At 51.4% G+C, this 14,010-nt stretch carries 18 protein-coding genes; 7 read left to right on the top strand and 11 right to left on the bottom strand.

Annotated elements, in window-relative coordinates; translation table 11 throughout:
* Positions 1 to 75: 75 nt before the first annotated feature.
* Positions 76 to 264: a hypothetical protein gene (locus tag RT018_RS14440; RefSeq protein WP_312943025.1), complete on the bottom strand. Its 189-nt coding sequence runs from the start codon at positions 262 to 264 to the stop codon at positions 76 to 78.
* Positions 265 to 646: 382 nt separating this feature from the next.
* Here RT018_RS14440 and RT018_RS14445 point away from each other — a divergent pair, with 382 nt between their 5' ends.
* Both RT018_RS14445 and RT018_RS14450 read left to right on the top strand, forming a co-directional pair.
* Complete coding sequence (locus RT018_RS14445) at positions 647 to 877, top strand: hypothetical protein (protein WP_312943048.1); 231 nt, start codon at positions 647 to 649, stop codon at positions 875 to 877.
* 194 nt (positions 878 to 1,071) lie between these two features.
* A complete protein-coding gene (locus tag RT018_RS14450; RefSeq protein ID WP_312943046.1) occupies positions 1,072 to 1,503 on the top strand; it encodes a superoxide dismutase family protein in 432 nt (143 codons plus the stop codon).
* A gap of 178 nt (positions 1,504 to 1,681) precedes the next feature.
* Here RT018_RS14450 and RT018_RS14455 read toward each other — a convergent pair whose 3' ends face one another.
* The 6 genes from RT018_RS14455 to RT018_RS14480 are packed head-to-tail and all read right to left on the bottom strand — an operon-like array spanning position 1,682 to position 3,452.
* Positions 1,682 to 2,137 (bottom strand): hypothetical protein, encoded by a 456-nt coding sequence (locus RT018_RS14455; protein ID WP_312943026.1) that lies wholly within the window; start codon positions 2,135 to 2,137, stop codon positions 1,682 to 1,684.
* The gene (locus RT018_RS14460; RefSeq protein WP_312943027.1) at positions 2,134 to 2,409 is read right to left on the bottom strand and encodes a hypothetical protein; all 276 of its coding nucleotides are present in this window, start codon (positions 2,407 to 2,409) and stop codon (positions 2,134 to 2,136) included. Before RT018_RS14460 ends, RT018_RS14455 begins: the two co-directional genes overlap by 4 nt.
* A 12-nt stretch (positions 2,410 to 2,421) precedes the next feature.
* Positions 2,422 to 2,760, bottom strand: a complete 339-nt coding sequence (locus RT018_RS14465) for a hypothetical protein (RefSeq protein ID WP_312943047.1) — start codon at positions 2,758 to 2,760, stop codon at positions 2,422 to 2,424.
* Positions 2,761 to 2,783: 23 nt separating this feature from the next.
* Positions 2,784 to 2,951 (bottom strand): hypothetical protein, encoded by a 168-nt coding sequence (locus RT018_RS14470; RefSeq protein WP_312943029.1) that lies wholly within the window; start codon positions 2,949 to 2,951, stop codon positions 2,784 to 2,786.
* Between the two features lie 49 nt (positions 2,952 to 3,000).
* On the bottom strand, positions 3,001 to 3,153 hold the full coding sequence (locus RT018_RS14475; protein WP_312943031.1) for a hypothetical protein: 153 nt from the start codon (positions 3,151 to 3,153) through the stop codon (positions 3,001 to 3,003).
* Positions 3,150 to 3,452, bottom strand: coding sequence for a helix-turn-helix transcriptional regulator (locus RT018_RS14480; RefSeq protein ID WP_312943033.1), 303 nt, complete (start codon positions 3,450 to 3,452; stop codon positions 3,150 to 3,152). Before RT018_RS14480 ends, RT018_RS14475 begins: the two co-directional genes overlap by 4 nt.
* A 276-nt stretch (positions 3,453 to 3,728) precedes the next feature.
* On the opposite strand from RT018_RS14480, the gene RT018_RS14485 reads away from it, so the two are divergent.
* Genes RT018_RS14485 through RT018_RS14500 form a run of 4 tightly spaced genes read left to right on the top strand, consistent with a single transcriptional unit; the run spans position 3,729 to position 8,230 of the window.
* Positions 3,729 to 4,067, top strand: a complete 339-nt coding sequence (locus RT018_RS14485) for a helix-turn-helix domain-containing protein (protein ID WP_312943035.1) — start codon at positions 3,729 to 3,731, stop codon at positions 4,065 to 4,067.
* 40 nt (positions 4,068 to 4,107) lie between these two features.
* Positions 4,108 to 6,513 carry an AAA domain-containing protein gene (locus RT018_RS14490; protein WP_312943036.1) on the top strand — a complete coding sequence of 802 codons (2,406 nt, stop codon included), beginning with the start codon at positions 4,108 to 4,110 and terminating at the stop codon, positions 6,511 to 6,513.
* Positions 6,514 to 6,523: 10 nt separating this feature from the next.
* Entirely contained in the window at positions 6,524 to 6,682 is a 159-nt protein-coding gene (locus RT018_RS14495; protein ID WP_312943037.1) for a hypothetical protein, read from the top strand.
* A gap of 9 nt (positions 6,683 to 6,691) precedes the next feature.
* A complete protein-coding gene (locus RT018_RS14500) occupies positions 6,692 to 8,230 on the top strand; it encodes a recombinase family protein (RefSeq protein WP_312943038.1) in 1,539 nt (512 codons plus the stop codon).
* 327 nt (positions 8,231 to 8,557) lie between these two features.
* On the opposite strand, the gene tsf is transcribed toward RT018_RS14500, so the two are convergent.
* The 4 genes from tsf to RT018_RS14520 all read right to left on the bottom strand — a co-directional run bounded on the left by tsf (position 8,558) and on the right by RT018_RS14520 (position 13,047).
* Complete coding sequence (gene tsf / locus RT018_RS14505) at positions 8,558 to 9,475, bottom strand: translation elongation factor Ts (RefSeq protein WP_312943039.1); 918 nt, start codon at positions 9,473 to 9,475, stop codon at positions 8,558 to 8,560.
* A gap of 54 nt (positions 9,476 to 9,529) precedes the next feature.
* The gene (rpsB, locus tag RT018_RS14510) at positions 9,530 to 10,273 is read right to left on the bottom strand and encodes a 30S ribosomal protein S2 (protein ID WP_312943040.1); all 744 of its coding nucleotides are present in this window, start codon (positions 10,271 to 10,273) and stop codon (positions 9,530 to 9,532) included.
* A gap of 232 nt (positions 10,274 to 10,505) precedes the next feature.
* Entirely contained in the window at positions 10,506 to 12,605 is a 2,100-nt protein-coding gene (locus RT018_RS14515; RefSeq protein ID WP_312943041.1) for a methyl-accepting chemotaxis protein, read from the bottom strand.
* A gap of 160 nt (positions 12,606 to 12,765) precedes the next feature.
* Positions 12,766 to 13,047: a YlmC/YmxH family sporulation protein gene (locus tag RT018_RS14520; RefSeq protein ID WP_312943043.1), complete on the bottom strand. Its 282-nt coding sequence runs from the start codon at positions 13,045 to 13,047 to the stop codon at positions 12,766 to 12,768.
* A 159-nt stretch (positions 13,048 to 13,206) separates the two neighbouring features.
* Between RT018_RS14520 and sigG the strand changes: the two genes are divergently transcribed.
* Positions 13,207 to 13,977: an RNA polymerase sporulation sigma factor SigG gene (gene sigG, locus RT018_RS14525; protein ID WP_312943044.1), complete on the top strand. Its 771-nt coding sequence runs from the start codon at positions 13,207 to 13,209 to the stop codon at positions 13,975 to 13,977.
* Positions 13,978 to 14,010 lie beyond the last annotated feature (33 nt).

Raw genomic sequence — 14,010 nt, forward strand, 5'->3', positions numbered from 1 at the left:
AGGCATACTCCGCGCCGAAGCATTCCCGGTTCGCCTCCCGGTAGGCGGTATCCACCGCATCGTCCGAGGTTCCCTTCAGATGCTTTTTGAGACAGTATCTTGATAAACTTCCACTGTGCCCAGCGCGTTTTTTTGAATTCCGTTCAAAATCGCCTTGGCCTCCCGTACCTTCTCCCGCTTTTGCCCATCCGTCAGCGTCTCGCTGGATTCAATTTTTCGGATTTTACCATAGATATCGCTGTACGCGGAAATCTTCCAATACACTCGGAAAGCTATAAAATGGCAATTGCATAATTTCAAATAGTTCAGCAATACTAGCTCTAACTGCAAGTACAACGATAACTGCGGATTCGGCAACAGAGCTCGATGCAAGACTTTTAAAAAATAATTAGCATATTGAGGTGTTTCAATGTCATATGTAAGTCCGAAATTGAACAAACAATTTGAATCCTTGTCTGTTAATCTAAAAAACGAGATTCTTTCCCGCAATGTTCAACTTAATAATCTATACGATCTTATTGCAGTGCTTCAGCAGATCGTAGATGAAGGAGAATCCGCCCCTTAATCAGGGCGGTTCCTTTTTTCTCCCTAGGTTGCGCTACATGATTTTATTCTTTTGTGGCACCCTATCGCAGAGGTGATATTGATGGCCAAAGCAGGTATGCGCCGTCCTGACCCTAAGGAGCCGCATGGCACAGAGAGCAACCATATCTCGCATTTCCCCAAAAATGAAGTCCCCCCCGTTCCGCAAATCCAAGGCAAAGCGAAGCATGGACACGAAAAAGCCCGCCCGATCATTGAGGATGGAAGCGATTATCCCAACAAGGTCTTCCACGAGCTCAAGGGAGACGGTTCCGTGGGAGATGCAACGCCGTGAGAGAAGCCGCCTTTCGAGGCGGTTTTTCTTTTCTGCCTCCATTAGCTGCCGGAGCCACGCAAATCCCTCTTTCCTCCCGTTGCGATTTGGTGTCATTTCCACTTTCTTTTCATAAGATATCAAGGGGTGATATGGCAGTGCATATCATAAATTACAATCAATCACCAACTGCTTGTGCACAAATAAACGGAAGCATGACGCATCCCGAAATTCGCGGAATTGTCCGGTTTTATCAGACAAAATCTGGGGTTCTTGTCGCAGCAGAAGTAACAGGATTACCGTGTGAGAACGGTCCCTGTGGAGATGGGGTCTTCGGCTTCCATATCCACGAGGGCGCCGTATGTGCCGGGAATGCCACAGACCCGTTTGCCGATACGGGCGGGCACTACAATCCGAGGAACTGTTTGCACCCGGACCACGCAGGCGATCTTCCTCCGCTTTTCGGAAATCAGGGCTTTGCGTTCATGACGGTCTTTACAAACAGATTTTTTGTAGACGAAATTGTAGGAAAAACCGTAGTAATCCATAGGAATCGGGATGATTTCACGACGCAGCCATCTGGAGATTCAGGCCCTAAGATTGCCTGTGGGCAAATTTATAAAAACATAATCTCATGTTGCCGTTGAGTAGCTATGCCGTCCCCGGTCTTGTACACCGGGGCGGTGCTTTTTTTCGCATAATTCCATGACCGCTCCCTACTGCCGTCTTTTTATCGTTTTCAAGGTTTGCCATGCTCCCGATCCGTTTTTCCGGCACGGTGCATCTCCTACGCTGCTTCATCCTCAATTTTTGAATTTGACGCTTTCACCGGCGCGGGTTCCATGTAAGCCCGGAATATGTAATGCCATAGGCCGGGTCCCCCGGCTGTTTGTTGCAGGTGTCCGAGGTGTACCATGTCACCGTGCAGTCCTCAATCACATTGGCGCATTCCAGCAAAGCCGCTTCAATCTTTTCGTTCTCAAAGTCCTCCTGCGCCACCGCCACAATGGGAATAGATTCAATAGGAGACTCCCCCACCGATGCGGCGTCCGCTTTCACCTTGAGTGTCAGGCACAGGGACAGTACCAGCGCAATCATGGCCAGCCATGCCGTGCAGCGCCACCGGTCCGCGCGCCGTGCTTCCCGCCTTGCCCGGTTGGCAGCATTACGGCGCAGCTCCCAAATGCCCGCAGTCTCGCCCAAAACGTCCGTCATGGTTGTTTCCAGTCGGTCCAGCCTGCGGCCCATGTCGCGGGCGTATTTTTCTGATTTCTGGCTCATAAAACGTTCCCTCCATCAAATTCTGCCACCGGAAGCCACCAGATGTCATAGTGCTTTTTCATTCCCCCAACATCATCCACGCCCCGGTCACCATGCCACCACAGCTTGCGGCTGTCGCTCCGCTCGTCTCTTTTAAACGTGCCAACGTCGTATCTCACCCTGCCTAAATAGGCGGCGCGTCCACGGCTCGGAATCAGCCTGAGCGCCGTCAGGCAACCAACTTTCGGATGCCCGTCCGCCCTGCTCATGTCCAGGCGCTTCCATTTCGGCATATCCTTGCCCCCTCACAAATAATTTCTTCCGAACTCCCGAATAAAGTCCTCTGTGGTCCAGTCGTTTTCCGCCATGGCCTTTCGCTGTCCGTATTCGTGAAGCTGTTGCATGGTTTCCGGGTTGCGGTGCGCGGCCTCCGGCCCGTTCTCGTGGCAGCGGTTGTTGCACAGGTAAACCACCAGCCCGTACTGCTCCGACTTCTTCCGCAGTGCCCCACCGAAAATGTGGTGCTTGTCCAGCGGGTCCGCGCAGCCGTTCCGGCCGCACCGCCAGCACACGCGGGGAACGTCTGCTTTGCGCTTGGTTTTCTTCACCGCGCTCTTCCGCGCGGACACGCTTTTGGGGTACATCACGCCGTTCCCTCCTTTGTTTTTTACATTAGGCCTCGTCTCATCAGTTCCTTACACTTTGCCACAATGGCATCCTGCCGCCGCCGTCTGGCCTCCTCCGTCATACAGGGATCATGCACCGTCACATGAGCAACACCGTTTTTCGGCCCGAAGTCCACCGTATATTCCGTTGTAATAAAAGCCTTTTCCATGCAACGTCACCTCCCTGCATCCTATTGATACTCCGGGTTGTCCTATGCGTTACGTCCGAGTGGTCTTCCGCTCGTCCTTCTGGCGCAGTTCCCGCCGCCGAATCGCGCGCTCCAGCATCTGCTGCACCTTGCGCTTTCCCTCTGGCGTGGCTTCCCGATACTGCCGCAAAAGCTCCAGCTCCCGTGATGAAAGCTCCGTCATGCGCCCACCCCCCGATTCTCCAGCGCAGCCCGCGCCGCTTCCCGCTCCTCGGGCGATGCCGCACGGAACTTTTCAATCAGTTCCTTTTCCTGCGCCAGCTCCAGTCCTGTCCCCAAAATGATCGCGTCCGTTGTGCAGCCCAGCACCTCTGCAAACACTGCCACCTGTGCGGCGCTGGGGATTTTCACGCCGTTTTCCATGGCGCTGATATGCGCCGGGGTCACATCAATGCTTTCTGCAAGCATCTTCTGCGTCACGCCCCGGCGGCTCCGCAGGGCTTTCAAATTTTCTCCTAACATTTTTTGGTACCTCCTCTTGACGGCTGTCGTTTTTCCGTGTAATCTTGGGTTATGTTGTATCCTGTTATTGATATCATATATTCCTAAAGTGAGTTTTTCAAGTATAAAAATCATTTTAGGAAGTTTTCAGCGCATTATACAAAAATAGCAATACCTAGTTGGCAATGCTATACATATATTGAGATGTTTTTATTGCGTTACTCTTCGCTCGGAGAGTACAAGGCAAGTGATTCGATTATTTTCAAATTCCAAAAGTGTGTTTATTCAGGAGGCTTTATGTTTTATGATATCGTTTTAAATCTCTGTGCTATGCAAGGTAAAAAGATTACCAATGTGGTTGATGAATTGGGAATCAGCGCTGGAAGTCCTTCCAAATGGAAGGCTGGTGGAGAACCCAAGGCTGACACATTGCGGAAACTTTCTGATTACTTCCACGTCTCTGTGGATTACTTACTAAATCGCCAAACTCCCAGCATTTCTTCTCTCGCTCCCGAGGAACAGGATTTAATAGCCCGCTTCCGCAGCGCTACCCCAAAAGAAAAGGAGGATGTATTTTACATCCTCCGCGAGTATAAAGCCGTTACCCCCACAATATCCGGCGAGTCGGCCGGATGATCTACATAGATTTCCCGCCTATCGCAGAAGATGAATAACCATGAGTGGATGTGATTTCTTGACACCCTCTGAATTCCGCCAGCACGCCATGAACAGCGCAGAAACCTATTATCATTATCTGGATGAAAACGGAAAAGGTGTAGCCACTATTGCTGTTCAATCCATCCAACAAAAAGGCCCCTTCTTCCATTTGCAGCTTTTTACGAAACTTTCCTCCGGTCTGGACCCATCTGAACTAATGTTTGATTTTTTCGGAAAACGCTACTCTTCTTTTGAAATTCGCCCGGTTGATTATGGGGAAAAAACAGCCGTTCTGAAAGTGCGGCCACTTGATACGTTAGCCGCCGCCTTTGCTTCGCTCTCTCCAGAGCAGCTCCTTGTCATATCTGACCTGAAATTTTTAGTAAAACGTGTGGGCTTATGGTATCAGCAGTTTGGTGATCAGATTGGTCCGTGCAAATTCTCCCCTACTGTCTTTCCCTCCTTTGTCTCGCATGAAAGGGATCTTTCAAATGAACAGCGAGATGCCGTGAATGGAGCGCTCAGTCACCCATTTACTTATATCTGGGGTGCACCCGGCACAGGAAAAACCAGTTGCGTTTTGGCAAACTGCGTTCTTTCCTACCTTCTGGACAGCCCAGATCGAAAGGTTCTCCTTCTGGCCCCCACGAATAACGCGCTGGATCAGATGCTGTGCGGCGTTCTTCCGGCTTTAATTGAGCAGCAAATTCCCACAAATAAAGTTCTCCGTCTCGGAATTCCATCCGCGCAATTTTATTTAGAGTATCCCGAAATCTGCGAGTTTATCGATACGGAGCGTAAAATTGCGGAGTTGACAAAACAGCAGGACATTTTGAAAAAATGCCTGCTGTTTCGGCGCTATACCGCAGATTTTGCTTGTGCATCTTCAGAGATCACAACCCGAATCGGTGAGATTTTTGAACTTGTGAATTTAATATATCAATACCATGCTTCCGCCGAAGACCTTAACAGGAATTCTGCTTCAACCCGTGCCAGATTGGCTATTATTCAGGACAATATTAACCGGCTTTTAGATTCAACCGCTCACCGAAAAGAAGTTATAGCAAACTCTCTCACCTTCCGCTTAAAAAAACTTTTTCAGGTATCCTCATCTAATGAATATATCGCTTTGCTTTCCAATGAAGAAGCAAAGCTGAGAGAATTGATTGAATCCGAAAAAGGGCTGAAAGCAGAATTGTCCGGTATGGATCAGGCTAGATTTGCCGCTCTTGAAAAAGAACAATCTGCATACGATCAAATATGTGATAAAAAGAGGGATATCTCCTCTTTGGCTTCTTTCTGGCCAAGCTTCCAGAAAGCCATTGATAATTTGGACTTTTCTGATAGTTCAGAATGCCTCGCAAAATTTGAAGAGGTTTATTATTTTTTTCAAGCGCAACTCCGTGTTAAGGGCGAGCCGTACCTTGGGTATCAGAACTTGACGGATGTGGCTGTTCAGGAGGAATATGATGCTTGCACAGAGAAGCTTTCCGCTCTCGATGAAAACAGCACAGACACCCGTTTAGAAACGGTGCAGGTAGTGGCCTGCACCATTGACCGCTTTCTTGCTGCTTTTTCTCCTGATGGCCTTGGTTCTTTTTCCCCCGAGCAGGCTTTCATGGATGAGGCAGGTTATGCGTCTCTGATTAAAGCCATGCCCATTTTCTCTCTCGGTGTCCCGGTAACTTTTATCGGTGATCATATGCAGCTTCCGCCTGTATGTGAGATGAACAATCAGCATTTCAAGTCAGAAGGCCGAGAGAGTGTATTTCTCTGGGCGCAGTCAGCGCTCTATGCGGAAACTGTATTTTCTGCGGGCAATCTCCAGCAACTTCTTACTGACTATTTGGAAACTGTTCCGCCGCCATTTCTTACAATGCAAAAATATAATCTCACTGCCACTTTTAGGTTTGGAAATTCACTGGCTTCACTTTTGGCTTCCTATGTTTATGCTCCTAATTTTCACAGTGCATCTGATGATGGCACATCTATTTATTGTCTGGACGCGCCCGCACAGTCAACTGACACACCCCGAAGCAGCCAAGCCGAGGTGAATGCCGTAAAGCGTTTCCTGTCACTCAACCAAATTTCAGATTACGCGATTCTCTCGCCCTATCGCAGGCAGATTTCTCTTCTTTCCGCCGCTCTCCCCAAAGAAAAGAAATCCGGGAGAATATTGACTGTCCATGCATCCCAAGGGCGAGAATGGGATACGCTGTTCCTTAGTGTTGTTGATACAAATAATAAGTGGTTTACCGATACGGTACGGTCTGCAACCCAAGGTAAAATGGTGATCAACACTGCTGTAAGCCGCGCCCGAAAGACACTTATTCTCGTTTGTGATGCTTCGTATTGGTCCAGCCATCCGGAGCAATTGATTGGCCAACTTGTTCTGGCCTCTAAGCCGCTGTATATCAATTCTTAGGAGGTAGGATATGATTACATCCCAAAAGGCAATGCAAATTATGTTCGAGCCTGATGCTGAAAAGCGTAATTCCATAATAGACGCGCTTTCAGAGCAGAGTGCAAAGGACCTTTTGAAAATATGCCTGAAAATGGTTTCCGAACAGTTGCGCGGAAACCCGGAGAAATAGAGGTGCACCATGAAACGCGAAACCCTTGACGAATATAAGCGTACGGGCCGATATGTCCGCACCGCTATGTACTTGCGAAAATCCCGCGAAGAGCAAGGCATGAATACAGAAGAGACGCTGCGCAAGCACCGCACTCTTCTGGATGCTTACGCCGAGAAAGCCGGTCTTCAAATCGGCCCCGATGACATTTATCAGGAAGTTGTCTCCGGAGAGAGTCTGTTTGCCCGCCCGCAGATGTTATCGCTGCTGGAAGCTGTCTCCAACGGGCGCTATGAAGCCGTTCTCTGCATTGATATGCAACGTCTCGGCCGTGGCGGTATGTACGATCAGGGGCTAATTTTAGATACCTTTAAATTTTCCGAGACACTGATCATTACCCCGGAGCGTCTCTACGACCTCACAAAAGAGCTTGACGAGCAGTCGGCCGAAATGGAAACTTTTCTTTCCAGGGGCGAGTACCGACTTATCACAAAGCGCCTCCGCCGCGGTCTGATGCAAGTAATCAACAGCGGCGCCTATGCGGCAAATACCCCTTATGGATACGAGCGTTGCAGAATTGACAAGCTCCCAAGTCTGAAGATTATTCCCAAGGAAGCAGAAATTGTCCGTCAGATTTTTGAGATGTACGCAAGCGGCATGGGCTGTACCATCATAGAGCAGAGGGTTAATGCTCTGGGCGCACACGGTCGGCGCGGGGCACGATTTAACCGAAACACCATCCGCATCATTCTGGACAATCCGGTCTACATTGGGAAAATTCGATGGAACCGAACCTCCACTGTTAAATCCGGCGTCGGCCCAAGTCGCAAAAAAAAGGTAGTCTATAACTCCAGTGACCAATGGATACTTATCGACGGCCGCCATCCTCCCATTATCTCTCAGGAGCTGTGGGACGCAGTACGCGCAGAGCGTGAGAAAAACTATTTTTATGTAGACAATAAGGTTGTCGCCAGTCCTCTGGCCAGTTTGGTTTTCTGCTCTAACTGCGGGCGCAAAATGAACATGATGGGACAACGCAAAGGCGTCGCCTATCTTCTCTGCCCCACTCCGGGCTGTTGCGCCGGAGCGAAATTCGACTATGTAGAGCAAGCAGTCCTGCGCCAGCTCGTGGAACTCTCTCACAATCTGGAGATTCGCGTGTCCAGTCAGGTACCTCCAGACACTTCCCACCTTGAGCAGATTCTTACAAAGTCCAAAGAGCAGCTTCCCCGAATAGAGGATCGCCGCAACCGTCTGTATTCTTTATTGGAAGATGGAACCTATTCCCGTGCCGTTTTTTCTGAGCGTATGCAGGTTCTTGCGCAAGAGGAAGACCAACTGAAAGCTTCCATTGCCTCTCTCGAAGAGGAAATTCACATTACCCAGTCCAGAAACGAAGAAAAGCAACTCTCTCAACTGAAGACTGTTCTGGAGCGCTATCAAAGCGCCTCAGTCTCCGGCAAAAAAGAATTGCTGCATTCTGTAATCTCTCAAGTTATTTACACGAAGAAGAAAAAGACGAAGCCCGCAGACTTCCACCTTGATATCACTCTTTGTGATTTCTTTTAATTGATTTCTTCAAAACTGCTCATTGTCTCTCTTTGCACGAGTCAAAAATTTTCTTGGTGTGAATGCAAACCGCCTCGCGGATGCAGCGAGAGTCATCCACAGGTCCGGGCATGATCTTTTCAGGCATTGCAATACCTCCTATTTAAGTAGCTATGAAAGAAAATTTCTTTCAGTCCAGTCTATGCTTCCCGTAAAAAAAAGTGAGCGCACCGGAAACCGTCCCGGCGCACTTAAAAAGGAAAGATTCAAACTCAAAATAAGCACGGCGTCAGGAAAAGCTCCTGACGCCGTGCGCTTATCGCTATAAAACTGTTTTCCGCGAAGAAATCAGCCCTTCACCATGGAAGCAATTTCGTCGGCAAAGTTCTCCTGCTTCTTCTCAATGCCTTCGCCCTTTTCAAAACGGGCGGCGGAGACAAACGTGATGGAGCCGCCCAGAGCCTTTGCGGATGCGGCGATATAGCTCTCCACGGTCATGCTGCCGTCCTTCACAAATTCCTGCTGCAGCAGGCAATTTTCCTCGTAGAACTTGTTCAGCTTACCGGAGGCAATTTTCTCCTTCACCGCGTCGGGCTTGGAAGCCATCTTGGGATCGTTTGCCATCTGGGCAACGAGAATCTTCATCTCCTCGTCCAGAATCTCCTGAGAAACCTCGGACTTGTCCCAAAAACGGGGATTCAGCGCGGCAATCTGCATAGCCACGTCCTTACCCACTGCCTCCACTTTTTCGGCGGGCAGGTCAGTCTTGAAGTTCACCAGCACGCCGATCTTGCCACCTGCGTGGACATAGGGAACGGAGATGCCCTCGGCAAAGCGAATGAACCGACGGACCTTGATGTTCTCGCCGATAACCAGCACCATCTCCTGTTGCTGCTGGGTGACGGTAAGATCGCTGCCATCGTACTTGCACTCCATCAGCGCGTCCAGATCAGCGGGATTCTGCTTTGCCACCGTGGCGGCAACACCCTTGACGAAGTCCACAAACTTCTCGTTCTTGCCCACGAAGTCCGTCTCGGCATTGACCTCTACCAGAGCGCCCACGCCGTCAATTACCTCCGCCAGAGCAACGCCCTCGGCGGCGATACGGCCAGCCTTCTTCGCAGAAGCAGCCATGCCCTTTTCACGCAGCCATTCAACCGCCTTGTCAATGTCGCCGTCGGTGGCAGCCAGAGCCTTTTTGCAGTCCATCATGCCCACGCCGGTCATTTCGCGCAGGTTCTTTACGTCAGTAGCTGTAATAGCCATCTTCGATTTTCCTCCAATTTTGATGATTAGATTTACCCGTGCCCGGAAGTCGTCTTACTGGGCGGACTCGGGCGCAGAAGCCTCGACGGCAGCGTCTTCCATCTGCTCGCCCTGACGGCCTTCCAGCATGGCGTTGGCCATAATGGAGGAGATCAGCTTAATGGCGCGGATGGCATCGTCGTTGCCGGGGATGACGTAATCAATCTCATCGGGATCGCAGTTGGTATCGGCAATCGCCACCACGGGGATGCCCAGCTTGTGGGCCTCGGCAATGGCATTGCGCTCCTTGCGGGTATCCACAATAAACAGCGCGCCGGGAAGAGTCTTCATGTTCTCCACGCCGCCCAGATACTTCTCAAGCTTCGCGATTTCACCCAGGTGCTTCATGACTTCCTTCTTGGGTAGCATATCGAAGGTGCCGTCCTCCTGCATGGACTTGAGCTGATGCAGACGGTCCACGCGGGTGCGCATGGTCTTGAAGTTGGTCATCATGCCGCCCAGCCAGCGGGCATTCACATAATACTGGCCGCAGCGCAGGGCCTCCTCGCGGATGGCGTCCTGGGCCTGCTTCTTGGTGCCCACAAACAGCAGGTTCTTGCCGCTGGCGGAGAGATCACGGACAAAGTTGTACGCCTCTTCCAGCTTGCGGACGGTCTTCTGCAGGTCCACGATATAAATGCCGTTGCGCTCGGTATAAATATAAGGAGCCATCTTGGGGTTCCACCGACGGGTCTGATGCCCGAAGTGGACGCCTGCCTCCAGCAGGGATTTCATGGATACAATGCTAGAATTTGCCATGGTTGTGTTCCTCCAAAATATAAATTTAGTTTACCCTCTGGCGCTTCATCCCATCCGCCAGTTTCCAACGGAAACACAGACGGACAGTCCACCACCATGTGTAATGCTGTAATATGATACCACAGGATTCTTCGCAGCGCAAGGGCTTTTTATGAAAACAGGAAGAAAAACCCCGGGATTCCCCGGGATTTTTCCGTTTCTTTGTATTTTGCGGCCGTTTCTCTTCCAAAACTCAATATTTGGAAGCCGCGCCGCCTGCCAAGGACTCACTCTGGGCCAGACGGACAGGGCGCTCTTCCGCCGGAGCGGGTGATTGCTCTCCATCGATAAATTTGAACTGTCCCACCAGCTCCTTGAGCATCTGCGCCTGCGCAGACATCTCCTCGCTGGCGGCGGCACTTTCCTCGCTGGTTGCGGAGTTATTCTGCACCACGGAGGAAATCTGCTCCACCCCCAGAGACACCTGCTCCAAAGAAGCGGATTGCTGTGCGGAGGCAGAGGAAATCTTCTGGACGATGTCCGCCACAGCAGCGGAGTTTTCCCGCAGTCGCTCCATGGCTTTCGCAGTGGAGTTCATGGCCTGCGTCCCCTTTTCGACGGAGGAAACGGCGGCGGAAATCAGCTCCGAAGTGCTTCGGGACGCCTCGGCAGATTTACCCGCCAGATTCCGCACCTCGTCGGCCACCACCGCAAAGCCCTTGCCCGCTTCACCGGCCCGGGCCGCCTCCACAGCAGCGTTGAGGGCCAGAATATTGGTTTGAAACGCGATATCCTCAATAGTCTTGATAATTTTTCCAATCTCACTGGAATTCTGATTGATTTCGCCCATGGAATCCTCCATGCCCCGCATCTGCGCGTCACACTCTTTCATCAGACCATAGGCCTGTTGCACCCGCTCACTGGCGGTGACGGTATGATCTGCGGTGTTCCGCACATTGGCGGAAATCTCCTGAAGAGATGCGGCCAGCTCTTCTACGGAAGACGCCTGCTCCGTCGTCCCTTGCGACAAAATTTGGGCCCCGGAGGAAATTTGGTCCGCGCCATCGGAAACCTGATCCGCCGCCAGCACAATTCTGCCAAGGGTCTGTCCCTGCAAGCGGCGCAGATCTTCCACCGCTTTCAACAGCGGAGTATAATCCCCGGCGTACAGCTCGGAAGCTTTGCTTTGACCCGTGAAATCGCCCGAGGCGATTTTCTCCAGCACCGTTTCCAGATCGCGGATGATGCCTGAAACCGAGTTTGTGATGGTGGCGGTGGCGGCGGCAAGACGGCCTGTCTCATCCCGCCGGACAACCTTTGGCACATCGCTGCTCAAATCGCCCTGAGCAAGCTGCTCCAGGCGCTGGGTGCAGGCGGTGATAGCGCCGCCAATGCTTCCAGACGTCCGGTTGGATACCAGAACTACCGCCACGGCGGCCAGTACCAGCAGCCCCACACACAGCAGCATAGTTCCATAAGTCGTGCTCATAAAATCCTTTACAACCGCGCACACGCCAAGGCTCCATCCGTCGGTTCCGCTCACCGGAGCATAAGCCAGATATTTGGTCACCCCGCCGTAGGTATACCGTCCAAAGCCGCTTTTTCCCTGGGTCATGTCCGTTTCCATAGCGGCCAGAGCACGCAGGCTGGAGTAGGTCTGCGCATCCCGGATGGTACTCTCGGCATTTAAAACCGTGTCCATGTCCGGGTCGGCAATCGTAAATCCGTCTTTATTCAGCATATAGGTGGTGGCACCTTCGCTGATTTTGATTTCGGCCATAATGTCGTTGAGGAATGTCTGCTGCGTTTTTAGAAACACCACGCCGGAAATCCCACCGTCACTCCGACGAACGGGAGCGGCCGCATAAATCGTCAAGCTGCCTGCGGCCTGATTCAGCTCCGGGTCGGAAATGTACGTCTCCCCGGCCAGCGCCCGCTTAAAAAACTCCCGGTCAGCATAGCTGCCACCTCCGGTGCGGCTTTGTCCGCTGGCATCCAGCAGATCGCCCCCCTCAAGGTCGTATGCATTCACGCATTGGGTAATGACGGCGGCATAAACCGCTGGGTCCGCTGTTTCGTCGCTCAGCTCCGTCCGATAGCCAAGGTCGGTGGCGATATTTTTCACAGCCGTCAGCTTTTGTCCCACCAGTTCTGCACTGGTTTGCGACAGCTCCTTCATCATGTGCTCCACCGTTTGATTCACGCCAATGTAACTCACATAGCCTGGCAAGGCTGCCATCAGCAGCAGAGGAATCAGCGCCAGCAGCAGCATCTTTGAAAACAGATCCCTGCGAATTGAAACACTTCCTCTTTTCTCTTTTTTGCGAAGCTTACGGTCTGTTTTTCTTATCATCTGTTTTCTGTCCTTTCTCTTTCGTAACCCGCAATACGGTTTTCCAAGGTTTTATTTTTTGAAATTTGTGAAAATTTTTCCATTTAATTATGGGTTACTTCAACAAAAATTGCAAGTGGTGAATAAACCAAATATTTTTCATGCTGCACATTCCAAAGTTTCAGCATCGCCGCCGTTTGCGCTCCATAGCCGGGTCCCGCCGCTGAAAGGGCTTGTCGATGAGAATGATATCGTCCCCGATTCGCTGGATACACTCCCAAGGAATGTAGTATTCCTCGCCCCTGCCGAATAGTCCGAAAAAGCGGTACGGTCCGAATACGATGATGGCGCACACCTGTCCTTCCGGCAATTTGATTTCCACATCCCCTACAAAGCCCAGCCGGCAACCGTCGCAGATATTGATGACTTCTTTTCGCCGTATATCCCTGATTCTGCATCCCATAGCGCACGCCTCCTCCCTGAATTAAAACATATGCTAAACCGGGAATGTCCTATGCGACGCAGTCCTTCTCCCCCGTCTCGACAAAACCTTCCAGTATAGGAAAATCCACCACCGGAAATACTGATTCACGAAGATAAATCAGGTAACGAGGTGGCTTTCATGCAGGGAAAAGTCGAAATTTGCGGCGTAAACACATCCAAGCTGAAGGTCCTTAAGAATGAGGAAACCATGGAACTCCTTCGCCGGACAAAAGTGGGTGACCGGGAGGCGCGACAGGCTCTCATCGAGGGAAATCTCCGGCTGGTGCTCTCCGTCATCCAAAAGTTCTCCAACCGGGGCGAAAACCCGGACGATCTGTTTCAGGTGGGCTGTGTGGGTCTGATTAAGGCCATTGATAATTTTGATATCTCCCAACCGGTGCGCTTCTCCACCTACGGAGTTCCTATGATCGTGGGCGAAATACGCCGGTATTTGCGGGATAACAGCGCGATCCGGGTGTCCCGAAGTATGCGAGACACAGCCTACCGGGTCCTTCAAATGCGGGACAAGCTGGTGGGGGAAAACCAGCGAGAGCCCACTGTGGAACAGCTTGCAAAAGCGCTGGACATCCCCCGTGAGGAGGTGGTCTTCGCCATGGACGCCATCACGGACCCCGTCTCTCTCTACGACCCGGTGTACTCCGATGGTGGCGATGCTCTGTGCGTGATGGATCAGGTTCGAGACAAAAAAAACACCGACGAAAGCTGGGTGGACCACATTGCTCTGAAGGAGGCTCTCCATCGGCTGAACGACCGGGAACGGCGGATTCTGGCCCTGCGATTTTACGAAGGGAAAACCCAAATGGAGGTTTCCGCTGAGGTGGGCATTTCGCAGGCGCAGGTTTCCCGGCTTGAGAAAGGGGCCATTGATACCATTCGTAAGAATTTGTAACACGATGAAACACGGCCCGCAGTCTGGTAGACT

This window comes from Oscillibacter sp., from assembly GCF_032060045.1.
GTDB lineage: Bacteria > Bacillota > Clostridia > Oscillospirales > Oscillospiraceae > Oscillibacter.

Bases quoted from the DNA above. Each gene is read 5' to 3' on its own strand.
- RT018_RS14445 (WP_312943048.1), top strand. From the start codon at position 647: ATGGCCAAAGCAGGTATGCGCCGTCCTGACCCTAAGGAGCCGCATGGC.
- RT018_RS14450 (WP_312943046.1), top strand. From the start codon at position 1,072: ATGACGCATCCCGAAATTCGCGGAATTGTCCGGTTTTATCAGACAAAA.
- RT018_RS14455 (WP_312943026.1), bottom strand. From the start codon at position 2,137: ATGAGCCAGAAATCAGAAAAATACGCCCGCGACATGGGCCGCAGGCTG.
- RT018_RS14460 (WP_312943027.1), bottom strand. From the start codon at position 2,409: ATGCCGAAATGGAAGCGCCTGGACATGAGCAGGGCGGACGGGCATCCG.
- RT018_RS14465 (WP_312943047.1), bottom strand. From the start codon at position 2,760: ATGTACCCCAAAAGCGTGTCCGCGCGGAAGAGCGCGGTGAAGAAAACC.
- RT018_RS14470 (WP_312943029.1), bottom strand. From the start codon at position 2,951: ATGGAAAAGGCTTTTATTACAACGGAATATACGGTGGACTTCGGGCCG.
- RT018_RS14475 (WP_312943031.1), bottom strand. From the start codon at position 3,153: ATGACGGAGCTTTCATCACGGGAGCTGGAGCTTTTGCGGCAGTATCGG.
- RT018_RS14480 (WP_312943033.1), bottom strand. From the start codon at position 3,452: ATGTTAGGAGAAAATTTGAAAGCCCTGCGGAGCCGCCGGGGCGTGACG.
- RT018_RS14485 (WP_312943035.1), top strand. From the start codon at position 3,729: ATGTTTTATGATATCGTTTTAAATCTCTGTGCTATGCAAGGTAAAAAG.
- RT018_RS14490 (WP_312943036.1), top strand. From the start codon at position 4,108: ATGAGTGGATGTGATTTCTTGACACCCTCTGAATTCCGCCAGCACGCC.
- RT018_RS14495 (WP_312943037.1), top strand. From the start codon at position 6,524: ATGATTACATCCCAAAAGGCAATGCAAATTATGTTCGAGCCTGATGCT.
- RT018_RS14500 (WP_312943038.1), top strand. From the start codon at position 6,692: ATGAAACGCGAAACCCTTGACGAATATAAGCGTACGGGCCGATATGTC.
- tsf (WP_312943039.1), bottom strand. From the start codon at position 9,475: ATGGCTATTACAGCTACTGACGTAAAGAACCTGCGCGAAATGACCGGC.
- rpsB (WP_312943040.1), bottom strand. From the start codon at position 10,273: ATGGCAAATTCTAGCATTGTATCCATGAAATCCCTGCTGGAGGCAGGC.
- RT018_RS14515 (WP_312943041.1), bottom strand. From the start codon at position 12,605: ATGATAAGAAAAACAGACCGTAAGCTTCGCAAAAAAGAGAAAAGAGGA.
- RT018_RS14520 (WP_312943043.1), bottom strand. From the start codon at position 13,047: ATGGGATGCAGAATCAGGGATATACGGCGAAAAGAAGTCATCAATATC.
- sigG (WP_312943044.1), top strand. From the start codon at position 13,207: ATGCAGGGAAAAGTCGAAATTTGCGGCGTAAACACATCCAAGCTGAAG.